Source organism: Streptomyces sp. NBC_00442, assembly GCF_036014195.1.
Lineage (GTDB): Bacteria > Actinomycetota > Actinomycetes > Streptomycetales > Streptomycetaceae > Streptomyces.
Window position 1 is genome coordinate 5,363,700 of record NZ_CP107918.1, and the last position, 21,632, is coordinate 5,385,331.

Sequence of the window (21,632 nt, forward strand, 5' to 3'; positions counted from 1 at the left end):
GCCCCGGCCGCACGACCCCGTCGTCCCGGCAGGCCCCGGCCACATCACCGAGGGAGGACACCGTGCCATCGGCCGAAGTGCTGAGCGTGTGGACCACGACCGACAGCGAGGACAAGGCGGCGGCGCTCGCCCGCGGCGCGGTGGAGGCCCGCCTCGCCGCCTGCGCGCAGATCGCGGGCCCCGTCACCTCCGTCTACCACTGGGCGGGCGGCATCGAGACGACCCGGGAGTGGCAGGTCCTCTTCAAGACCACGGCCGGCCGCTACCGGGCCCTCGAACGCCACCTCCTGGCCGCCCACGACTACGAGACGCCCGAGATCCTCGCGGCCCCCGTGGCGGCCGGGAGCCCCGCGTACCTGTCGTGGATCGCGGCCGAGACGCTCGCCCGGTGACCCGCGCCGTCGAACCCCCGTTCCCCTTCTTCGTGTACGGCACGCTGCGCCCCGGGGAGCGCCACCACCGGCGTTTTCTGCACGGCCGTACCGTCGCCGAACGCCCGGCCCTGCTGCACGGGGCCGTCCTGTACGACGGCCCCGGCCACCCGTACGCCACCGCCGGAGCCGGCACGATCACCGGCACCCTCATCGAGGTCGACCCGGCCGGACACGGTGAACTCCTCGCCGCGCTCGACGCGTTGGAGGAGTATGCCGGTCCGGGGAACCCCCGCAACCGCTACGACCGGGTGGCGCGCGAGGTGGCCCCGGCACCCTCCGCCCCGCCCGTGCTCGCCTGGGTCTACCTCGCCTCGCCCCGCCTGGCCCGCGAACTCCTCGCGGGCGGCGCCGCCATCCCCGGCGGGGACTGGCTCAGCCGGGCGGCCGGGCCGGTTCCACCCGTACCGCGCACACCTTGAACTCGGGCATCTTCGAGACCGGGTCGAGCGCCGGGTTCGTCACGGTGTTGGCCCGGCCCTCGCCCGCCCAGTGGAACGGCATGAACACGGTGTCCGAGCGGATCGCGGAGGTGACGCGGGCCGGGGCGGTGGCCTGCCCGCGCCGCGAGGTCACCGTCACCGCGTCGCCGTCGCCCACCCCGATCCGCGCGGCGAGCAGGGGATGCATCTCGACGAAGGCACCGGGCGCGGCCGCATGCAGCTCGGGCACCCGCCGCGTCTGGGCGCCCGACTGGTACTGGGCGAGCACACGGCCCGTCGTGAGCACCACCGGGTACGCGCCGTCGGTCTCCTCGGCCGGCCCGCGGTGGGTGACCTCCACGAACCTGGCCCGGCCGTCCGCGGTCGCGAACCGGTCGAGGAAGAGCCGGGGCGTGCCCGGATGCCCCTCGTCGGGGCAGGGCCAGAACACGCCGTCCTCGGCCTCGATCCTGCGATAGCTGATGCCCGCGTAGTCCGCGGCTCCGCCGGCCGACGCCCGGCGCAGCTCCTCGAACACCTCCTCCGGTTCGGCCGGGAAACCCTTCGCCGTCTCCTCGCAACCGAGCCGTCCGGCAAGGGAGTTGAGGATCTGCAGGTCGCTGCGTACGCCGTCCGGCGGGGTGACGGCGGCACGGCGCAGCAGGACCCGGCCCTCCAGGTTGGTCATCGTGCCGCTCTCCTCCGCCCACTGCGTCACCGGCAGCACCACGTCCGCGAGTTCGGCGGTCTCCGAGAGCACCACGTCCGCCACGGCGAGGAAGTCCAACGCGCGGAGCCTGCCCTCGACATGGGCCGCGCGCGGCGCCGAGACGACCGGATTCGAGCCCATCACCAGCAGGCCCCGCACCTCGCCGCCGAGCGCGTCGAGAAGCTCGTAGGCGCTGCGCCCCGGCCCGGGGAGCGAGTCGGGCGGAACGCCCCACACCCCGGCCACATGGGCGCGGGCCGCGGGGTCGGTGAGCTTGCGGTATCCCGGCAACTGGTCCGCTTTTTGGCCGTGTTCGCGCCCGCCCTGCCCGTTGCCCTGGCCGGTGAGGCAGCCGTATCCGGACAGGGGCCGGCCCGCCCGGCCGGTCGCGAGGCAGAAGTTGATCCACGCGCCCACCGTGTCGGTGCCCGTGGCGTGCTGCTCGGCGCCGCGCGCGGTCAGCACCATCCCGTCCGGCGTACCGCAGAACAGGCCGACAGCCGCGCGGATTTGGGGCACGGGCACCCCGGTGATCCTCTCGACGAGCTCCGGCCAGTGCGCCATGACCGCCGCCCTCGCCGCCTCCCAGCCCGTGGTCCGCTCTGCCATGAACTCCTCGTCGACGCGGCCCTGGGCCACCACCAGGTGCAGCAGACCGAGCGCCAGCGCCAGGTCGGTGCCGGGGCGCGGCGCCAGATGCAGGTCCGCCAGCTCGGCCGTCTTCGTCCTGCGCGGATCGACAACGATCAACGTGCCGCCGTTTTCCCGCAGTTCGCGCAGGTGGCGCACGGCAGGGGGCATGGTCTCGGCCGGGTTGGCGCCCACCAGGATCACACAGCCGGTCCGCGCCACGTCCTCCAGCGGGAACGGCAGGCCCCGGTCGATGCCGAACGCCCGCTGGTGGGCGGCGGCCGCCGACGACATGCAGAACCGCCCGTTGTAGTCGATCTGCGAGGTCCCGAGCACCACCCGGGCGAACTTTCCGAGCGCGTACGCCTTCTCGTTGGTGAGGCCGCCGCCGCCGAACACCCCGACCGCGTCGGCGCCGTGCTCCTCGCGCACCGAGCCGAGCCGTGCCGCGACCAGCGCGAGTGCCTCCTCCCAGGTGGCCGGCGCGAGCCTGCCGGTGTCGGCGCGGCGGATCAGCGGCTCGGTCAGGCGCAGCCGCCGGGAGAGCAGCGCGGGCGCGGACGAACCCTTGCCGCACAGCGCGCCCCGGTTCACCGGGAAATCGCGCGGGACCACGTCGAGACCGCCGGGCGCGCCGTCCGCGGCCCGCAGCCCCATGCCGCACTGGAGCGAGCAGTACGGGCAGTGGGTGGCGGTCACGGGGGAGGGCGCTGCGGCGTCGGTGGGCATGCGCCCAGGCTGCGCCCGGCGTGTTACGCCCGCCCCCGCCCGCCGGTTACGCGCCCGGTGCCACGCCCTCATCGCGGCCGGCCCCGCGCCGTGAGGAGCCCGTGCGCCCGGTGGCCCGCGCCTCGCCGCCGGCCGTGAGGAGCGCGTGCCGCGCTACCCGGCCGGGCCCGTCAACGCCCGTGCGACGCCTGGCTCCTTGGGGCCGAGGAAGGTGGGGTCGGGCTTGAACACCACGTCCAGGAGCGCCTTTCCCGCGGCGAACACCTCGCGGGTGCCGCCGTAGTACCAGGTCGCGTCGTGCGCGGCGTCGACGCCCACCCCGTAGGAGCGCACGCCCGCCGCCTCGCACAGGGCGACCGCGCGCCGGATGTGGAACCCCTGGCTGACCAGCACGGCCCGGTCCACCCCGAAGATCTTCTTCGCCCGCACGCAGGAATCCCAGGTGTCGAACCCGGCGAAGTCGGCGACCACGTGCGTGCCGGGCACGCCGTGCCGCACGAGATAGCCGCGCATCGCGCCGGGCTCGTCGTAGTCGGTGCGGCTGTTGTCGCCGGTGACCAGGACCGCCTTCACCTTCCCCGCCCGGTACAGCCGCACCGCGGCGTCGAGGCGGCCGGCGAGATAGGGCGAGGGCTCGCCCTTCCACAGACCGGCCCCGAACACCACGGCGACCCCGGACGCCGGCGCGTCGGCCACGGTGCCGACCCGGCCGCCCGTGCTCGCGTACATCCACGTGGCCGGCGCGAGCGCGAGCACGCACGCGGCGGCCACGGCCTGCACCAGGCGCCGCCGTCCCGCGCGGGTACGGGGCAGGCGCGGTCGCCCCACTCGGATGCGCGGCACGTGGTCCCCCTGCTGATCGGATGGCCGTCGGTGTGCGGCGGCGTACGTCGGCTTACGTCGGGATGGACGCGGGGGGCGCCGTTTCGGTTCGCCGCAGGACGGGTCAGCGGGCCGCGAGGTGGGTGTCCGCCAGGCTCCGTACCCGCTCGGCCTGCTCGCGCTGGTCCGGCTCGCGCAGGGCGGCGGCGTCGGCGAGCCGGTGAATGTCCGTACGCCACTCACCCGTGACGGCGGCCGGCACCGCGATGCGTGCGAAGCCGCGCTCCAGCAGCCCGCGGGCGGTGCCGGGTTGCTCCCGCAGGACGGCCTTGACGGCCGCGACACCGTTGGCGAGTGCGCTGGCCGCGAGCGACCAGCCGGCGCCGCCGGCCGCCGCGCCGCGCCGCGCGCCGCTGTCGTCGCCGTCCGGCGCGCGGGCCGCTCGCACATCCAGGTCGAGCCGCCAGAACAGGGGCAGCCCGGCGAAGCAGACGAAGAGCAGCCGGCGGACGGGCGAGCCCTGGAACTCGGGGTCGGCGCGCACGGAGAGCAGGGGACGGACCCCGGTCAGGAGCGCGGGAACCCGGGCCCGGGACGCGCCGAACTCGGCGCCGGCCACCGTCCAGGCCACATCGATGTCGCTGTACGCGTCCGCCGTACCCCGCGCGAGCGAGCCGCGCAGGGACGCGCACGACCCGGGGGAGCCGTCGCGCAGGGCGGCGAGGAGCTCGGCGGCGAGCGCGTCACGAACGGCGGGGTCAGGGGACACGGGGTCAGGGGACACGGGGTCAAGGGTCATGGGAGGAGCCTCCGTTCGCCTGGAGCCCCGAGTCTGCCGCACCCCGGCACTTCCGCACCCCCGTCTCCCCGCGCCTGTGAGGCCCCCGACACCCCCCGTGACCGCCCCGCAACGACCCGGCAACGTGCGCCCGGCAGGATCGGGGCATGACGGAGCAGCGGCAGCCCATGGCCACGGCGGAACAGCGGCCGCCCATGGCCATGACGGAACAGCGGCAGCCCATGGCCATGACGGAGACGGCGCGTGGCCGGGTGTCGCGCGGAAGGCGGGGCGGGGGCGGGGGGCCCGCGCTCGTCGCCGTCGCGCACGGCAGCCGTGACCCCGCCGCGCTGCGGACGGTCACCGCGCTCCTGGACCGGGTGCGCGCGCTGAGGCCGGATCTCGACGTCCGGCTCGCCCACATCGAGATCGAACGCCCGCTGCTGTCCGACGCCCTCGCCGAGCTGCGCGGGCAGGCCGTCCTCGTACCGCTGCTGCTCGGCCTCGGCCATCACGTCAAGCACGACATCCCGCACACCCTGGCCACCGCGGGCGGACACCTGGACGCCCGCGTCGCGGCGCCGCTCGGGCCGCACCCGCTGCTCGTCGAGGCGCTGCACGGGCGGCTCGTCGAGGCCGGCCTGCGGCTCGGCCCCCGTACCGCGGCCAGCGCGGTCGTGCTCGCCGCCGCCGGGTCGCGCGACCCCGACGCGGCCGCCGGCACCCGCCGCACCGCGGCTCTGCTCAGCGAGCGGCTCGGCGGGGTGCCGGTGGTGCCCGCCTACGCCTCCGGCGCCTCGCCCACCGTGCCCGAGGCGCTGCGCGCACTCGCCGCGCGCGGCAGGCACCGCGTGGCGATCGCCTCGTACCTCACCGCACCGGGACGGTTCGCGGCGCAGTGCGCGGCCGAGGCGCCATGGCTCGCGGCCGCGCCCCTGGGGGCGCATCCGGCCGTGGCGCGGCTCGTACTGCACCGCTACGCAGGGGCGTTGACGCCGTCAACACCGTCAACGCCGCCGCCTCCCGCCGCACCGGGCGCGGCGCGGGCACGCGTGACCGTGTGACGCTCCTTCAGGGCACCCCGGCGTGCCCGGCGTACCCGGCGTGCCCGCCGCGTTCTTCCGGGTGCGTCTGCGCGGCCCGTGAACACGCCCCCTTGAGCACACTTGTCACTGTCTCCGTTTAGTGTCGGTGCATGGAGTTCTACGCCGAGGCCGACACCGAGCGCTGGGCCGCCGAGCCCGACAAGCGGCCCGGCCGCACCGCCTTCCAGCGCGATCGTGCGCGCGTGCTGCACTCGGGGGCGCTGCGCCGCCTGTCCGGCAAGACGCAGGTCGTCACGCCGGGCTCGCGCAGTCAGGTCTGGGACGCGAGTCCGCGCACCCGGCTCACGCACTCCCTCGAATGCGCCCAGGTGGGCCGCGAGCTCGGCGCCGCGCTCGGCTGCGATCCCGACCTCGTCGAAGCCGCCTGCCTCGCCCACGACATGGGGCACCCGCCGTTCGGTCACAACGGCGAGCAGGCGCTCAACGAATTCGCCAAGGACATCGGCGGCTTCGAGGGCAACGCCCAGTCGCTGCGCCTGCTCACCCGGCTCGAACCGAAGCGCTTCGTGCGCTCGTCGGTGACCGGCGAGCCCGTCAGCGTCGGCCTCAACCTGACCCGCGCCGCCCTGGACGCGGCGACCAAGTACCCCTGGGCGCGGGGCGGCCACCCGAGCGACCCGGCCTCCGTGAAGTTCGGGGTCTACGAGGACGACCTGCCGGTCTTCGCCTGGGTCAGACAGGGCGCCGAGCCCTACCGCAAGTGCTTCGAGGCCCAGGTCATGGACTGGTCCGACGACGTGGCGTACTCGGTCCACGACTTCGAGGACGGCCTGCACGCCGGGCACATCGACCCCCGGGCGCTGCTGTCCGCGACCGAGCGGGACCAGGTGTGGCGCGTCGCCGTCGGACGGTACGTGCCCGACGACACCGACCCGCAGGAGCTGGCCGACGCCCTGGACCGGCTCATGGAGCAGGAGTGGTGGCCGCACGGATACGACGGCTCCGCGGTCTCCCAGGCCCGCCTCAAGGACGCCACGAGCCAGCTCATCGGCCGGTTCTGTCTGGCCGCCGAGAGCGCCACCCGCGCCGAGCACGGCACGGGACACCTCACGCGGTACGGGGCCGAGCTGGTCGTCCCGCGCGCGGCCCGCAACGAATGCGCCGTACTGAAAGCGGTGGCCGACCGCTACGTCATGCAGCGCGACGAGCAGGAGCGGCTCCGCGCCGACCAGCGCGTCGTGCTGGCCGAGCTCGCCGAAGCGCTGACCGTACGGGCCCCTTCCGAGGGGCTCGACCCGCAGTTCCGCGCGCTGTACGACGAGGCGGACGACGACCGCGACAGGAAGCGCGTGATCGTCGACCAGATCGGCTCGCTCACCGACGCCGCGGCGCGCTCGCTCCACTCCAGACTCACCGTGCACCACCGGTAATCCAGGCCGACCCGGCGTCCCAACGGAGCAAGCCCTCTTCCCCCGCCACGCTCCGTGCGGGACGCTCGCAGATGGCGGCGCCGCGCAGCAAGCACCGAGGAGGCATCAAGTGGTCGACGCAGATCGGACATTCGTCATCGTGGGAGGCGGTCTCGCCGGGGCGAAAGCCGCCGAGACCCTCCGCAGCGACGGTTTCAGCGGGCGGGTGATCCTCATCGGCGACGAACGCGACCACCCCTACGAACGGCCGCCCCTGTCCAAGGGGTTCCTGACCGGCAAGGAGGAACGCGACAGCGTCTTCGTGCACGAGGCCGCCTGGTACGCACAGCGTGACATCGAGCTCCACCTGGGCCAGCCCGTCACCGCCATCGACCGGGACGCCAAGACGGTCCGGCTCGGTGACGGCGCGCTCATCCAGTACGACCGGCTGCTGCTGGCCACCGGCGCCGAGCCGCGCCGCCTGGACATCCCCGGCACCGACCTGGCGGGCGTCCACCACCTGCGGCGCCTGGCCCACTCCGAGCGGCTGCGGCACGTCCTGAAGGCGCTCGGCCGCGACAACGGCCACCTCGTGATCTCGGGCGCCGGCTGGATCGGCCTGGAGGTCGCGGCCGCCGCACGGGGCTACGGCGCGGAGGTCACCGTCGTCGAGCCGGCGGCCACCCCGCTCCACAACGTGCTCGGCCCGGAACTGGGCCAGCTCTTCACCGACCTGCACGCCGAGCACGGCGTCCGGTTCCACTTCGGCGCCCGCCTCACCGAGATCGTCGGCCAGGACGGCATGGTCCTCGCCGCCCGCACCGACGACGGCGAGGAGCACCCCGCGCACGACGTGCTGGCCGCGATCGGCGCCGCCCCGCGCACCTCGCTCGCCGAGACGGCCGGGCTCGCCATGGTCGACCGGGCGCACGGCGGCGGCATCGCCGTGGACGCCTCGCTGCGCACGTCCGACCCCGACATCTTCGCGGCCGGTGACGTGGCGGCCGTCCACCACCCGCTGTTCGACACCCGGCTGCGCGTCGAACACTGGGCCAACGCCCTCAACGGCGGCCCGGCCGCCGCTCGGGCGATGCTCGACCAGGAGGTGTCGTACGACCGCGTCCCCTACTTCTTCTCCGACCAGTACGACGTCGGCCTCGAATACTCGGGCTGGGCGCCGCCCGGCACCTACGACCAGGTCGTGATCCGGGGCGACACGGGCAAGCGCGAGTTCATCGCGTTCTGGCTCAAGGACCGCCGGGTGCTCGCCGGAATGAACGTCAACGTGTGGGATGTCACAGAGCCCATCCAGGCCCTGATCCGGGGCGGCGCCGAGGTGGACACCGAGGCGCTCGCCGATCCGTCGGTCGCACTCGGCTCCCTCGCACCCTGAGTGTCGTGGCGTCCCCGTAGACTTCACGCGTGGCAGGCAGGATCAACGATGACGACGTGAAGGCGGTACGGGACGCGGTCCCGATCGACGCCGTCGTGTCCGAGTACCTGCAGCTGCGCAACGCGGGCGGCGGCAACCTCAAGGGCCTGTGCCCCTTTCACGACGAGAAGTCGCCGTCCTTCCAGGTCAGCCCGAGCAAGGGTCTCTTCCACTGCTTCGGCTGCCAGGAGGGCGGCGACACGATCGCCTTCGTGCGGAAGATCGACCACCTGTCGTTCTCCGAGGCGGTCGAGCGGCTCGCCGCCACCGCGGGCATCACCCTGCGCTACGAAGAGGGCGGCTACAACCCCTCCCACCAGCGCGGCGAACGCATCCGCCTGGTCGAGGCCCACAAGGCGGCCGCCCAGTTCTACAGCGAGCAGCTCGGCAGTCCCGAGGCGGAGATCGGCCGTGCGTTCCTCGCGGAGCGCGGCTTCGACCAGGCGGCGGCCGCCCACTTCGGCGTGGGCTACAGCCCGGCCGGCTGGGACCATCTGACGCGCTTCCTGCGCGGCAAGGGCTTCTCCGACAAGGAACTGCTGACCTCGGGCCTCGCCCAGGAGAGCCGCCGCAACCCCATCGACCGTTTCCGCGGCCGGCTGATGTGGCCGATCCGCGACGTGTCGGGCGAGGTCGTCGGCTTCGGCGCGCGCAAGCTGCGCGACGACGACAACGGCCCGAAGTACCTCAACACCCCCGAGACGCCGATCTACAAGAAGTCGCAGGTCCTGTACGGCATCGACCTGGCGAAGAAGGACATCGCCAAGTCCAGCCGCGCCGTGGTCGTCGAGGGCTACACCGACGTCATGGCGTGCCATCTGGCCGGCGTCACCACGGCGATCGCGACCTGTGGCACGGCCTTCGGCGGCGACCACATCAAGATCCTTCGCCGCCTCCTGATGGACAACGGCTCGGCCCGTGTCATCTTCACCTTCGACGGCGACGCGGCCGGCCAGAAGGCCGCCCTGCGAGCCTTCGAGGACGATCAGAAGTTCGCCGCCGAGACGTACATCGCGATCGCGCCGGACAACATGGACCCGTGCGACCTGCGCCTGGCCAAGGGCGACGAGGCCGTCGCCGAGCTGGTCCAGCCCCGCACCCCGCTCTTCGAGTTCGCGATCCGTCAGATCGTCGCGCGCTACGACCTGGAGACCCCGGCCGGCCGGGCCGCCGCCCTCGACGAGGCGGCGCCCATCGTCGCCCGCATCAAGAACGTGGCGTCCCAGCACGAGGTGGCCGTCCAACTCGCGGGCATCCTCGGCATCCTGGACACCCAGTTCGTCGTCAAGCGCGTCGCTCAGCTCGCCCGCTGGGCCCGCGACCGCGGCGGCAAGGGCCCCGCGCCCGCCCCCGGCCGCCGCCCGCCGTACGAGGGTGCGGCCCCCGGCCCGTCCTTCGCCTCCGGGCCCGCCCTGAACCTGCGCAGCCCCGCCCACCGCACCGAACGCGAGCTCCTCAAGCTGGCGTTGCAGCACCCGCACCTGGTGTCCCCGGCGTTCGACGCGTACGGCGTGGACGAGTTCACCGCCCCGCCCTACGCCGCGGTCCGCCAGTGCATCCAGGAAGCGGGCGGCGCCACCGACGCCCCCTCCGACTACCTGCCTGCCGTCATGGACCGCGCGCCCAACGACGTGGTGCGCGCCCTGGTCACCGAGCTGGCCGTGGAGGCCGTCCACGCCCGCACCGTCGACGAGGCGTACGCGGGCGAGCAGTTGGTCGCGGTGCGCCGCCGCGCCGTGGACCGCCGCCTCCTGGACATCCAGGGCTCCCTCGCACGCCTCGGCCAGCACGGCGACCCGGCCCAACTGGCCGCCGTCCAGAACGAGTTGTGGGTCCTCCAGCAGTACGGCCAGGCCCTGCGCAACAAGGGCGCGGCCGCGCTCTAGGGCGTGGCTCCGCAGTCCCGTCCGGCCGCCGCGTGCCACCCCCGACGGCTCCGTCCGGGTAACCACCCGCTCACGCACGGCTTCAAAAAGTCACCGCACGCCCGTCGCGGCGACGCTGTGTCGTACCCCACACTGGATGGCGGTGCCTGAGTCCTCGGAGCGCGGCCGGCCCACCCTCGCCGGTGGGCTCCTCACCCCCGCGGATCCGCTCAACGATGTGCACGGGACGGAAAGCGGCCCGGCCGCCCCCCGTCCCGCTGCCGCACGCCCCCGATCCGGCAGCGATCACCCTGGAGGTCGCCCCCGTGCAGACCCGGACCCTGACCGACCACGACGTCGTCACGGCGGCCGCACCGCCCCAGCCGCGGGCCGTGCACCGCCCCGAGGCGGTGCCGTCCGGGCCGGACGCGGGGCCCGCGTCCGGCCCCCCCGAGGAAGAGGCCCCCGAACCCCCCCGCCCGCGGCCGAGCCGCGCGGACACCGGGGGCCCCTCCTCCGACCTGTTCCGCCAGTACCTGCGCGAGATCGGACGCATCCCGCTGCTCACCGCCGTCGAGGAGGTCGAACTCTCCCGGCGCGTCGAGGCCGGCCTGTTCGCCGAGGAGAAGCTGAACACCACCCCCGACCTGGACTCCCAACTCGCGCTAGATCTCGACAAGTTGGTCGTCATGGGTCGGATGGCGAAGCGCCGGCTCATCGAGGCGAACCTGCGGCTCGTGGTGTCCGTGGCCAAGCGGTACGTGGGGCGCGGCCTGACGATGCTCGACCTCGTCCAGGAAGGAAACCTCGGACTGATCAGGGCGGTCGAGAAGTTCGACTACGCGCGCGGCTACAAGTTCTCCACGTACGCGACCTGGTGGATCCGCCAGGCCATGTCCCGGGCGCTCGCCGACCAGGCCCGCACCATCCGCGTCCCCGTCCACGTCGTCGAACTCATCAACCGCGTGGTGCGCGTCCAGCGCCGGATGCTCCAGGAGCGCGGCTACGAGCCGACGCCCGAGGAGGTCGCCGCCCACCTCGACCTGACGCCCGAGCGGGTCGGCGAGGTGCTGCGCCTGGCGCAGGAGCCGGTCTCGCTGCACGCGCCGGTGGGGGAGGAGGACGATGTCGCGCTCGGCGACCTCATCGAGGACGGGGACGCCGCGTCGCCCGTCGAGTCCGCCGCGTTCCTGCTGCTGCGCCAGCATCTGGAAGCCGTGCTCTCCACGCTGGGCGAGCGCGAACGCAAGGTGGTGCAGCTGCGGTACGGGCTCGCGGACGGGCGGCCGCGCACGCTTGAGGAGATAGGCCGGATCTTCGGGGTGACCCGCGAGCGGATCCGCCAGATCGAGTCGAAGACGCTGAACAAGCTCCGCGACCACGCGTTCGCGGATCAGCTGCGCGGCTATCTGGACTGAACGGAAAGAGGCACGGGACGGACAGAGGCACGGGACGGACAGAGGCACTGAACGGAAAGAGGCACGGGACGGAAAGAGGCCGGTGCGCTGCCTGCGCACCGGCCCCAACTCCCGTACCGATCAGTCGACCTCGGCCACCGCTTGCGCGAACTGGGCCGCGTACAGGCGCGCGTACGCCCCGTCCGCCGCCAACAGCTCGTCGTGCGTGCCCTGTTCGACGATCGAGCCGTTCTCCATCACCAGGATGACGTCCGCGTCCCGGATCGTGGAGAGCCGGTGCGCGATGACGAACGACGTACGCCCGTGGGCGAGCCGCGCCATCGCCTTCTGGATCAGCACCTCGGTGCGGGTGTCGACCGAGCTCGTCGCCTCGTCGAGGACCAGGATCACCGGGTCGGACAGGAACGCCCGCGCGATGGTGATGAGCTGCTTCTCGCCCGCGCTGACGCCCGTGCCCTCGTCGTCGATGACGGTGTCGTAGCCCTCGGGGAGCGTCCGGATGAAGCGGTCCGCGTGGGCCGCCTTCGCCGCCTCCTCGATCTCCTCGCGCGTGACGTCCTTGGGCGCGCCGTACGCGATGTTGTCCGCGATGGAGCCGCCGAACAGCCAGGTGTCCTGGAGCACCATGCCGATGCCGGCGCGCAGTTCCTCGCGGGTCATCCGCGCCGCGTCCACCCCGTCCAGGGTGATCCGGCCGCCGGTGACCTCGTAGAACCGCATGAGCAGATTGACCAGCGTCGTCTTGCCGGCGCCCGTCGGGCCGACGATCGCAACCGTGTGGCCGGGCTCCACCGTCAGCGAGAGGTCCTCGATGAGCGGCTTGTCCTGCTCGTAGCGGAACGACACGTGCTCCAGCGCGACCGCGCCGCGCAGTACCTCGGGACGCTCGGGCGTCGCGGTGTCCGGCTCCTGCTCCTCCGCGTCGAGCAGCTCGAAGATCCGCTCGGCGGACGCGACTCCGGACTGCACCAGGTTCGCCATCGAGGCGACCTGGGTCAGCGGCATCGAGAACTGCCGCGAGTACTGGATGAACGCCTGCACGTCACCGATGGACAGCGAGCCCGTCGCGACCCGCAGCCCGCCGACGACGGCGACCAGGACGTAGTTCAGGTTGGACACGAACATCATCAGCGGCTGCATGACGCCGCTGTTGAACTGCGCCTTGAACGAAGCTTCGTACAGCGCGTCGTTCTGCTCGGCGAACGCGTCCGCCGACTCCTGCTGGCGTCCGAACACCTTCACCAGGGCGTGCCCGGTGTACATCTCCTCGATGTGCGCGTTCAGTTTGCCCGTGGACTTCCACTGCTGGACGAACTGGGGCTGCGAGCGCTTGCCCACCTTCGTCGCCACGACGATCGACAGCGGCACCGTGATCAGCGCCACGAGCGCGAGCAGCGGCGAGATCCAGAACATCATCACGAGGACGCCGACGATGGTGAGCAGCGAGTTGATGAGCTGGCCCATCGTCTGCTGCATCGTCTGCGAGATGTTGTCCATGTCGTTGGTGGCGCGGCTGAGCACCTCGCCGCGCTTGGCCTTGTCGAAGTAGGACAGGGGCAGCCGCGACATCTTGGTCTGGATGTCCTCGCGCATCCGGAACACCGTCTTGTTGATGGCGCGGTTGGAGAGCCGCGTCGCCACCAGCATGAGCAGGCCCGCGCCCACGTACACCGCGAGCGCGGCGAGCAGCACGCCGCCCACCCCGCCGAAGTCGATGCCGTGGCCCGGGGTGAAGTCCACCCCGGACAGCATGTCGGCGAGGCCGCCCTGACCCTTGTGCCGCAGGTCGGCCAGGGCCTGGGCCTTGCTGACGCCCTCGGGGATCCGGCGTCCGACGACCCCGGCGAAGACCAGGTCGGTCGCCCTGCCGAGAATCTTGGGGCCGACCACCGAGAGGCCGACGCTGCACACCACCGCGACGAGCATCACGCTCAGCGTGGCCTTCTCCGGAGCGAGCCGTTTGACCAGCCGTTTTCCGGAGTCCTTGAAGTTCATCGACCGCTGATCCGGGCCGCCGCCCATCATCATGCGTCCACCGGCCCCGCTCATGCCGCCTCAGCCTCCGTCAGCTGGGAGAGCACGATCTCCCGGTACGTCTCGTTGTCGGCCATCAGTTCGTGATGGCGTCCGGTCCCGACGACCCGTCCCTCGTCGAGGACGACGATGCGGTCGGCTTCCCGGATGGTGGAGACCCGCTGGGCGACGATCACGACCGTGGCGTCGGCGGTCTCCCGCGCGAGCGCGGAGCGCAGCGCGGCGTCCGTGGCGTAATCGAGCGCCGAGAACGAGTCGTCGAAGAGGTAGATCTCCGGGCGCTGCACCAGGGTCCGCGCGATGGCGATCCGCTGGCGCTGGCCGCCCGACACGTTCGTGCCGCCCTGGGCGATCGGCGCGTCGAGGCCGCCCTCCAGCTTGGTGACGAACTCCTTGGCCTGCGCCACGTCCAGGGCGTGCCACAGCTCGTCGTCGGTCGCGTCGGGGTTGCCGTAGCGCAGGTTCGTGGCGACCGTGCCCGAGAACAGGTACGGCTTCTGCGGTACGAGCGAGACGGTCTTGGCGAGCAGGACCGGGTCGAGGGTGCGCACGTCCTCGCCGTCGACCAGGACCTGCCCGTCGGTGGCGTCGATCAGCCGGGGCACCAGGCTGAGCAGCGTCGACTTGCCGCTGCCCGTCGAGCCGATGATGGCGGTGATCTCGCCGGGCCGGGCCACGAGCTCCACGCCGCGCAGCACCGACGCCTCGGCGCCGGGGTACTTGAAGTCGGCGCCCCGCACCTCCAGATGGCCGTGCCGGCGCAGTTCGAGGACGGGGGCCTTGGGCGGCACCACACTGGTGTCGGTCGCGAGGACCTCCTCGATGCGCTCGGCGCAGACCTCGGCGCGCGGCACCATCATGAACATGAAGGTGGCCATCATGACGGCCATCACGATCTGCATGAGGTACGCCAGGAACGCGGTGAGCTGGCCGATCTCCATGTGGCCGCTGTCGATGCGGTGGGCACCGAACCACACGACGGCGACCGACGAGACGTTCACGACGGTCATCACGGTCGGGAACATCAATGCCATCAGGCGGCCGGTGGCGAGCGAGACGGCGGTGAGTTCGGTGTTGGCGCCCCTGAAGCGCTCCTGCTCGTACTCGTCCCGTACGAAGGCCCGGATGACGCGGTTGCCGGTGATCTGCTCGCGCAGCACCCGGTTCACCGTGTCCAGACGGGTCTGCATGGTGCGGAACAGCGGCCGCATCCTGCGCACGATCAGCGAGACCGCGATGCCGAGGACGGGGACGACGGCGAGCAGCACGCCGGAGAGCGGGACGTCCTGGCCGAGCGCCATGATGATGCCGCCGACGCACATGATCGGCGCGGACACCATGAGGGTGAACGACATCAGGACCAGCATCTGGACCTGCTGGACGTCATTGGTGGTACGGGTGATCAGGGACGGCGCCCCGAAGTGCCCGACCTCGCGGGCGGAGAAGGACTGCACCCGCGCGAAGACGGCGGCCCGGACGTCCCGTCCGAGGGCCGCCGCGGTCCTGGCGCCGAAGAAGATGGCGCCGATGTTGCAGAACACCTGGACGAGGCTGATGGCGATCATGATGCCGCCGTGTCCGAGGATGTAACCCGTGTCCCCGTTCACGACGCCCTCGTCGATGATGTTCGCGTTCAGGGTGGGCAGGTAAAGGGAGGCGCTGGTCTGCAGCAGCTGCAGCAGCACCAGGACCGCAATCGGTTTTTTGTACGGCCCTAGATGGGTCCGCAGGAGTCGTATGAGCACGCGCAGGCTCTCCGGGTCGGCAAGATCGGGGGTTCGACCCCCCATCTTGCGACACTCCACCCCGGGAAGCTCAAGCGATTATCAAGCTGGAGTCAAAAGGAATAGCAAAGTGCGTACATCGGGTCCGCGTCAAGCACCCTGGCCGAAAGCACCGGGGTGGATCTCGTCACGCGTCGCGATGTACTGCTGACGCACCGCCTGCCCCACGGCCAGCTCCTCACCGGGCTCGAAGACCTGCGCCGAAGCCCCCTGCCAGGCCGGCGGCGTGTGTGCGGCGAGCGTGCCGCGGGAGACGCCGAGGGCCCAGGCGGCCTGCCGGGCCGCGCCGAGCGCCGCGTACTCGGCGGGCTGCGGCACGACGACCTGTGTGCCGAAGAGGGCCGGCGCGGCCGCCTGCACGGCGGGCAGTTCGGCCGCGGCGCCGAGCAGGAACACCCGCCGCACCTCGACCCCGCGCCGGCGCAGCACGTCCAGGGCGTCGGCAAGCGAGCAGAGCATCCCCTCGAAGGCGGCCCGCGCCAGGTGCTCGGGCTTCATCGACTCGCGCCGCAGCCCCGTCAACGTGCCCGCCGCGTGCGGAAGCTGAGGGGTCCGCTCGCCTTCGAGGTAGGGCAGCAGGACCAGGCCGCTCGCGCCGGGCGTGGACTTCAGGGCGAGTTCGCTGAGCGCGGCGAGGTCGTCGACGCCGAGCATCTGCGCCGTTCCGCGCAGGGCACGGACGGCGTTGCTCGTATGCACGACCGGCAGATGCATGCCGGTCGCGTCGGCGAACGACGTAATCATCCCGCTCGGGTCGGCCAGCGCCTCGTGGTGCACGGCCATCACGGAACCCGATGCGCCGAGCGAGACCACCGCGTCGCCCGCGCCGACCCCGAGCCCGAACGCGGCCGCCATGGTCTCGCCCGTGCCGGCCGAGATCAGCAGCCCCTCGGGGGTGGTGCCGGCCGCGTCGGAGGGCCCGAGCACCTCGGGCAGCGCTACCTGATGGCCGAGCGCGAGCTCGACGAGATCGGGGCGGTAGAAACCGGTGGCGGCCGACCAGTAGCCGGTGCCGGAGGCGGCGCCGCGGTCGGTGGTGCGCCGGGCGGGGCGGCCGAGCAACTGCCACACCAGCCAGTCGTGGGCCTGGAGCACACCGGCGGTGCGCTGGGCGGCCTCCGGCTCGTCGCGCGCGAGCCAGCGCAGCTTGGACACGGCCTGGGCCGCCTGCGGCACACATCCCACGGCCTGCGCCCAGGCCTCCCGGCTGCCGAGCCCGTCCACCAGATCGGCGGCGGCGACCTGGGCCCGCTTGTCGTTGCCGGTCAGCGCGGGCCGTACGAGATTGCCCTGGCCGTCCAGCGGCAGGAGGCCGTGCTGCTGGGCCGAGACCCCGATGGCCTGGACCCCTTCGAGGAGGCCGCCGGCCGCGGCCTCGCCGAGCGACAGCAGCCATGCCTGCGGATCGACCTCGGTGGCTTTCGGTTCGACCGGATGAGGGGCGTACCCCTGGCGCAGCACGGCGCCCGTGTCCGTGTCGCAGACGACGATGCGCGTGAAGGCGGAAGAGCTGTCAAGACCGGCGACTATCCCCATGCCGACGATTCTGCCGCACCGGCGGGGCCGGGGAGACGGCAGTGGTCCGGACAACGCTGTCGCACGGCCCGCCGGACCCGCCGCCGATCAGGTGTTGGAGGTGCCCCAGTCGTCCTCGGTGCCCTGACCGCGCCGGCGCAGCGAGCGCATCCGGCCCGAGACGGAGGCGGGCACCTTGTCGCCGAACCTGTCGCCGACCTTGTCGCTCACCGCGTGCAGCGCCTTGCCGGCCACCTGGCGCGAGGTCTGCGCCGCCGACTCGGCGGTGTTGCGCACCGCGGGGTTCTGCGCCACCTGACGTGCGGACTTCTTCAACTGCTCGTAGCGCTCGCGGCCGGCCTTGGTGCCGAGCACGTATCCGAGGGCCAGTCCGGCGACGAACGTGAGCCGGTATCGCATGGCGGTCACCCTTCCCTAGCGTGTGTGCCGCGCCTACCCGCGCGGCCCCGTGATCACCCGGGGCGGAACCGATTGGCGGAGCACCCCCCTGCTTGCGCTAATGTATGTGTCGCAGCGAACGCACGCCGCCCGGGTCACCCCAGGTGGGTACGTTCTACGCAACGAGGCATTCCCCTGTAGCTCAATTGGCAGAGCAGCCGACTGTTAATCGGCAGGTTACTGGTTCGAGTCCAGTCGGGGGAGCTCGGTCTCCTGTAGCTCAATTGGCAGAGCAGCCGACTGTTAATCGGCAGGTTACTGGTTCGAGTCCAGTCGGGAGAGCAGCGGAAACGGACCCTTCGGGGTCCTTTTTCGTATCCGGGGGAACCGCAGGGATCCCCGCGAAGTCCTCATGGGCGTGCGAAGCCGACCATCCGAGGCAGGAGATCGTATGAGCGGCTATGCTGCGGCAGACGGCGCGCACACATGTGCGCGACGCGCCGTAAGGGGCGGTAGCTCAGCCGGTTAGAGCAGCGGACTCATAATCCGTCGGCCGTGGGTTCGAGTCCCACCCGCCCCACTACGAGGCGCAGGTGCAGAAACGATCTGGCCTGCGCCTTTGGCGTTCCCCCAGCTGTGCGGCGGATCTGGTCCCGCCCGGCCGGGCAGGCCGTGACCGCGGGGTCGGGCGACCTCCATCGAGTGATCACCCGTCCGGACCCGTGACCGAGTCGCGCGTGTCGCGGCGCGACGCCTGCCGGGGGTGCCTCGCCCCCGGCAGGCGTCCTTCGCGGGCCGCTAGGACGCGGCGACCATGCGCACCTCGCTACACCCGCGCTGCTTCGCCTCGTTGTCCGCGAACGCCTTCAGGGCGGCGTTCGCGAAGTCGGGGGAGTAGCGGGGGACCGGGTACGTGACGTCGTTCATGTCCACCTCCCTGAGGCGGGTGATGAGGAACGCCGCGGGCTCGGTGGACCCGGGGCACGTGGCGGTGGCCGACGCGCGGTCGTTGGTGCCGCCCGGTCCTGCCGATGAGCCGCTCTCGCCACTCGCCCGGAACGCCTTCGCGGCGGCACCGTAGAAGGCGTACACGCCGTAGCCCGGCTTGTCGGTGTCGGTGACGAGGTAGCAGTTCACCTGGGGCGTCCGGCTGTCCGCCGGGTACTCCATCGCCTGGGGGACCCCGTTGCGGGCCGCCTGCGGGGCGAGGCCGCGCAGTGCGGCGCAGGATCCGCGCGACTGGTCCAGCGGCGCGGGGGGCCTGCCCTGGGAGCCGGCGGGGGGCGGGTTCACTTCCTTCAGCCGTGCGCCCGCGTTCGCGTGGCACCCGTACGTGGCGGCCGCCTTCTGCGCGGTCTCGGCGGTGACACGTCCGAGACCGGTCAGAACGGCCGGCGCGGCGCCGTCCGGCTTGTTGATGAGCACACCGAGCGCGATGAGGGCCTTGCCCGGGGCGTTCTGGCAATCCAGCGTCACCATGACGGTCTCATCGGTGCGGTTGCGGACGATGCCGGGCCAGCCCGCACCGAGCGGCGCCGCCTGCGCCGCGACTCCACTGCTGACGTCGGTGAACCAGGCGCGGGGCTCGGTGGAGACAGCCGTGTCCTTGCTCCATTGCAGGCTCACCGTCAGGGCGCCGTCGGCACCGCTGTCGGCCCTCTTGACCATGCAGTCGGTCAAGAGCCCGTGCCCGCTGTCGAGTTGCTCGGCACGGAGCTCCGAGGACTGCAGGGCGTCGGGAAGGCCGCCTTGGGCCAGGAGTCCGCCACACGCCCGGTCCACCGACCTGGCGTTGCGCCAGGAGTCGTATGCGCCCGTGCTGTAGAGGACTTGGGCCGTCACGGCCAGAACGGCCACGAATATCCCCAGGTACCAGCCCGCGCGCCTGCGTCGGAGCCTGGACTTGTTCTGCATGGTGCTCATTCCGCCGAGGACCGTCCCACCGCGCGTCAACGGTCGGCCCGCAGATGGTCGAGTGCGTAGTTGCGGCCGTCGCTGTAACTGCTCTGGCCGTCCTGGAGAACGGACTGCGTGTAGCTGCTGTCGATGTCGTGACCGCGGCTCTGCGCCCACTGCCTGACCATGTGCTCGACGTCGCGCTGGCCGGCGTCATAGGTCTTGGCGTTCTCTTCCGTGGCCGCGAGGTTCGCCTCGGCGGTGTGCTCCTTGTTGGACTCGTACGTCCACAGGTCGAGGCTCTTCGTGGCGAGGTCCCCGACGGGGCTGAGGTCGGAGACGGGGTTGAACATCAGCGCCGTACTCAGAGAGGTGCCCAGTCCATGGTTGAAGTCGGCGGCCCACTGGGTCTTCTTGAACCGCTCGTCATAGATGATGTCCGCCCGGATCCCGTCGTAGGCGCCTATGGCACGCGAGTTCTTCCTGACGGGAACGCCGATGTCGGTCGCGTTCGCATCCTGGGGAAGGCCGGCCAGTACGTCGTGCGAGTACACCTGCTCCGCCCCGTAGAGGTGTCCGAAGGCCTCGGGGTCGTTGGCGATGCCGCGCATGACTTTGGTCAGGTCCCCGACCGGAGCGGCCAGGTGGGCGCCCCCCTGCTTGTCGGTCCAGACGCCGCCTGCCTCGCCCGTGTAATGAGAGTCCGTGTACCCGAACGTCTCATGCGTGTCGGCCGTGTAGGACGTCAGGATGTGCGCCAGCGGCTGGGTGAGGTTCTTGGGGAGGTTGTCGGCATGCTTGTCCTCGTTCAGCGTCGCGATGGTCTGCTGGAGGATGTTCGCCTGGGCTGCGGTGTGCTGCCCGATGGGGTGGTACGCGCCCGGCGCGCCCCCCGTCGTCGCGGCCTCCAGCGCCGCGCCGAAGCCCTGGCGGACGTCGCCGTCCTCCACGCCGACCGGCATGCCCTGCGTGGTGCCACCCGGCGGCGTCGCGAAGTGGTCCACGACGGTGTCCCAGTCGCGGCCGTGCAACAGGTACTTGAGGTTGTCGTTGTGGGCCGGGTCCAGGTACGCGGTGCTGGTCGCCGGGTCGTGGGACATGATGCCGAGAACGCCGTCGAGGGGGTCGTTGGCGAACCAGCCCCGGTCGGCGCCGCTGAACTTGTCCCGTTGCGACCAGACGGAGCCGAGCTTTCCCTGGGCCGTGTAGGCCGTCTCGGCGTGGCGGATGTCGTCCGCGGTGTCCGTCAGGAACTGCCCGGAATAGCCGCTTCCGCGCTGCATGAGGGTGACCAGGCTCTGGTAGCCGCGGACTCGCTCGTCCGGAATCTTGCTGAGGCCGTCCAGTTTGAATTCCTCGGTCCCGGCCTTCTGCATGTCGCTGCGGAAACGCTTGTAGAAGGCGGAGCCGGTGTCGTGCGTGGCCGTGGCCAGCGTCGTGGCGAGGCCCTTCTGGATGTCCAGGTACTGGCCGCTCTGCTTCTTGTCCTTGTAATAGGCGAGGTTGTCGAGGGAGTTGGAGAGCTTCAGGGTCCCGTCGGCGCCCAGGTCGTCCAGCAGGGTCTGACTGAACGCCTTGTCGCCGGAGTTGTCACGGAAGAGGCGCTGCAACTCCTGGTAGTCGTGGGCGGTCGCCTTCCCCGCGTCGACGCGGAGCGCGATGTCCCTGCCTTCGTCGGCCTCGTACTCCTCGATGTCGCCCTTGGCCCGGCCGTTGAAGCCGTTGCTGGTCCCATCGCTGATGACGGAGTCCTTGACCACTTGGACGAGGGCGACTTCGAATCCCTCGTCCGCGTCGCAGACGCTCCGTACGGCGTTGTCGATACGGGTCTGCCAGCCACCGGCCGCCTGCCTCGACGACTGCTGGTAATCCGGATCGTGGTGGTAGGCGCTCATCTCGGCCTGGGTGAGCTTGCTGGTGTCGAAGGTGACGTATCCGGTCGCCGAGACGGTCATGCCGTCCTTGATGGCGGCGTCCCGTTCGGACTCCAGCTTCTTGCGCAGATCCACGAACTGCGTGTGCGCGTCCCGGAGCAGGGAGGCCATCGCCTTGGCTTCGGTCTGCGCGCTCTTGTACTCGTTCAAGGTGATGCCGAAGGTGGCGTTGGCGGCCTGCGAGCTCTCACCCACCCATTGCGTGGGGAGCGTGATCGTGTGCACCTTGTCGTGGTACAGCGTCTCCCGTTCGTGGAACTGCCCCGCCATCTCGTCCCACTTCGTCGCCGCCGTGGTCAGGGTGGACAGATCGGTTGCCAATATCTCTTGGTACGTGGGCATGTGAAGTCCTGGGAATCCGTGATGTCGGGGGGCGTCG

Annotated in this window: 16 protein-coding genes and 3 tRNA genes; 10 read left to right on the forward strand and 9 right to left on the reverse strand. The window is 71.8% G+C overall.

The annotated features are described in order from the left end of the window. Positions 1 to 62: 62 nt before the first annotated feature. Both cutA and OG432_RS23880 read left to right on the forward strand, forming a co-directional pair. Positions 63 to 392 carry a divalent-cation tolerance protein CutA gene (gene cutA / locus OG432_RS23875; RefSeq protein ID WP_328312994.1) on the forward strand — a complete coding sequence of 110 codons (330 nt, stop codon included), beginning with the start codon at positions 63 to 65 and terminating at the stop codon, positions 390 to 392. Further along, positions 389 to 853 (forward strand): gamma-glutamylcyclotransferase family protein, encoded by a 465-nt coding sequence (locus OG432_RS23880; RefSeq protein WP_328312995.1) that lies wholly within the window; start codon positions 389 to 391, stop codon positions 851 to 853. Before cutA ends, OG432_RS23880 begins: the two co-directional genes overlap by 4 nt. Here OG432_RS23880 and OG432_RS23885 read toward each other — a convergent pair. The 3 genes from OG432_RS23885 to OG432_RS23895 all read right to left on the reverse strand — a co-directional run bounded on the left by OG432_RS23885 (position 807) and on the right by OG432_RS23895 (position 4,512). Then, the gene (locus OG432_RS23885) at positions 807 to 2,921 is read right to left on the reverse strand and encodes a molybdopterin oxidoreductase family protein (RefSeq protein WP_328312996.1); all 2,115 of its coding nucleotides are present in this window, start codon (positions 2,919 to 2,921) and stop codon (positions 807 to 809) included. The genes OG432_RS23880 and OG432_RS23885 overlap by 47 nt on opposite strands. Before the next feature lie 153 nt (positions 2,922 to 3,074). Then, positions 3,075 to 3,764, reverse strand: coding sequence for a SanA/YdcF family protein (locus OG432_RS23890; RefSeq protein WP_328312997.1), 690 nt, complete (start codon positions 3,762 to 3,764; stop codon positions 3,075 to 3,077). A 103-nt stretch (positions 3,765 to 3,867) separates the two neighbouring features. Beyond that, positions 3,868 to 4,512, reverse strand: a complete 645-nt coding sequence (locus tag OG432_RS23895) for a hypothetical protein (RefSeq protein ID WP_328312998.1) — start codon at positions 4,510 to 4,512, stop codon at positions 3,868 to 3,870. A 257-nt stretch (positions 4,513 to 4,769) separates the two neighbouring features. Here OG432_RS23895 and OG432_RS23900 point away from each other — a divergent pair, with 257 nt between their 5' ends. The 5 genes from OG432_RS23900 to OG432_RS23920 all read left to right on the forward strand — a co-directional run bounded on the left by OG432_RS23900 (position 4,770) and on the right by OG432_RS23920 (position 11,691). Further along, on the forward strand, positions 4,770 to 5,585 hold the full coding sequence (locus tag OG432_RS23900) for a sirohydrochlorin chelatase (protein ID WP_328315220.1): 816 nt from the start codon (positions 4,770 to 4,772) through the stop codon (positions 5,583 to 5,585). 131 nt (positions 5,586 to 5,716) lie between these two features. After that, entirely contained in the window at positions 5,717 to 6,997 is a 1,281-nt protein-coding gene (locus OG432_RS23905) for a deoxyguanosinetriphosphate triphosphohydrolase (protein WP_328312999.1), read from the forward strand. Between the two features lie 109 nt (positions 6,998 to 7,106). Further along, complete coding sequence (locus OG432_RS23910; protein ID WP_328313000.1) at positions 7,107 to 8,369, forward strand: NAD(P)/FAD-dependent oxidoreductase; 1,263 nt, start codon at positions 7,107 to 7,109, stop codon at positions 8,367 to 8,369. Positions 8,370 to 8,398: 29 nt separating this feature from the next. After that, the gene (gene dnaG / locus OG432_RS23915; protein ID WP_328313001.1) at positions 8,399 to 10,294 is read left to right on the forward strand and encodes a DNA primase; all 1,896 of its coding nucleotides are present in this window, start codon (positions 8,399 to 8,401) and stop codon (positions 10,292 to 10,294) included. 305 nt (positions 10,295 to 10,599) lie between these two features. Beyond that, positions 10,600 to 11,691 carry an RNA polymerase sigma factor gene (locus OG432_RS23920; protein WP_443058441.1) on the forward strand — a complete coding sequence of 364 codons (1,092 nt, stop codon included), beginning with the start codon at positions 10,600 to 10,602 and terminating at the stop codon, positions 11,689 to 11,691. A gap of 120 nt (positions 11,692 to 11,811) precedes the next feature. On the opposite strand, the gene OG432_RS23925 is transcribed toward OG432_RS23920, so the two are convergent. The 4 genes from OG432_RS23925 to OG432_RS23940 all read right to left on the reverse strand — a co-directional run bounded on the left by OG432_RS23925 (position 11,812) and on the right by OG432_RS23940 (position 17,444). Further along, a complete protein-coding gene (locus OG432_RS23925) occupies positions 11,812 to 13,740 on the reverse strand; it encodes an ABC transporter ATP-binding protein (RefSeq protein WP_328313002.1) in 1,929 nt (642 codons plus the stop codon). Continuing rightward, positions 13,737 to 15,470, reverse strand: a complete 1,734-nt coding sequence (locus OG432_RS23930; protein WP_328313003.1) for an ABC transporter ATP-binding protein — start codon at positions 15,468 to 15,470, stop codon at positions 13,737 to 13,739. The genes OG432_RS23925 and OG432_RS23930 overlap by 4 nt, the downstream gene beginning before the upstream one ends. 129 nt (positions 15,471 to 15,599) lie before the next feature. After that, complete coding sequence (locus OG432_RS23935; RefSeq protein WP_328313004.1) at positions 15,600 to 17,045, reverse strand: FGGY family carbohydrate kinase; 1,446 nt, start codon at positions 17,043 to 17,045, stop codon at positions 15,600 to 15,602. A gap of 87 nt (positions 17,046 to 17,132) precedes the next feature. Further along, the gene (locus OG432_RS23940; protein ID WP_328315221.1) at positions 17,133 to 17,444 is read right to left on the reverse strand and encodes a YtxH domain-containing protein; all 312 of its coding nucleotides are present in this window, start codon (positions 17,442 to 17,444) and stop codon (positions 17,133 to 17,135) included. 170 nt (positions 17,445 to 17,614) lie between these two features. On the opposite strand from OG432_RS23940, the gene OG432_RS23945 reads away from it, so the two are divergent. The 3 genes from OG432_RS23945 (at position 17,615) to OG432_RS23955 (ending at position 18,003) form a co-directional block, all read left to right on the forward strand. Then, positions 17,615 to 17,687, forward strand: a tRNA-Asn gene (locus OG432_RS23945). A 5-nt stretch (positions 17,688 to 17,692) separates the two neighbouring features. Further along, positions 17,693 to 17,765, forward strand: a tRNA-Asn gene (locus OG432_RS23950). A 164-nt stretch (positions 17,766 to 17,929) separates the two neighbouring features. Next, positions 17,930 to 18,003, forward strand: a tRNA-Ile gene (locus OG432_RS23955). Positions 18,004 to 18,221: 218 nt separating this feature from the next. On the opposite strand, the gene OG432_RS23960 is transcribed toward OG432_RS23955, so the two are convergent. Both OG432_RS23960 and OG432_RS23965 read right to left on the reverse strand, forming a co-directional pair. Further along, positions 18,222 to 19,346 (reverse strand): hypothetical protein, encoded by a 1,125-nt coding sequence (locus tag OG432_RS23960; RefSeq protein WP_328313005.1) that lies wholly within the window; start codon positions 19,344 to 19,346, stop codon positions 18,222 to 18,224. 26 nt (positions 19,347 to 19,372) lie between these two features. Next, positions 19,373 to 21,595 carry a hypothetical protein gene (locus OG432_RS23965; protein WP_328313006.1) on the reverse strand — a complete coding sequence of 741 codons (2,223 nt, stop codon included), beginning with the start codon at positions 21,593 to 21,595 and terminating at the stop codon, positions 19,373 to 19,375. Positions 21,596 to 21,632: the final 37 nt, after the last annotated feature.

Excerpts from the sequence above, each read along its gene's own strand:
- OG432_RS23885 (WP_328312996.1), bottom strand. The coding sequence starts at position 2,921 with ATGCCCACCGACGCCGCAGCGCCCTCCCCCGTGACCGCCACCCACTGC.
- OG432_RS23900 (WP_328315220.1), top strand. The coding sequence starts at position 4,770 with ATGACGGAGACGGCGCGTGGCCGGGTGTCGCGCGGAAGGCGGGGCGGG.
- OG432_RS23905 (WP_328312999.1), top strand. The coding sequence starts at position 5,717 with ATGGAGTTCTACGCCGAGGCCGACACCGAGCGCTGGGCCGCCGAGCCC.
- OG432_RS23925 (WP_328313002.1), bottom strand. The coding sequence starts at position 13,740 with ATGAGCGGGGCCGGTGGACGCATGATGATGGGCGGCGGCCCGGATCAG.
- OG432_RS23935 (WP_328313004.1), bottom strand. The coding sequence starts at position 17,045 with ATGGGGATAGTCGCCGGTCTTGACAGCTCTTCCGCCTTCACGCGCATC.
- OG432_RS23940 (WP_328315221.1), bottom strand. The coding sequence starts at position 17,444 with ATGCGATACCGGCTCACGTTCGTCGCCGGACTGGCCCTCGGATACGTG.
- OG432_RS23960 (WP_328313005.1), bottom strand. The coding sequence starts at position 19,346 with ATGAGCACCATGCAGAACAAGTCCAGGCTCCGACGCAGGCGCGCGGGC.
- OG432_RS23965 (WP_328313006.1), bottom strand. The coding sequence starts at position 21,595 with ATGCCCACGTACCAAGAGATATTGGCAACCGATCTGTCCACCCTGACC.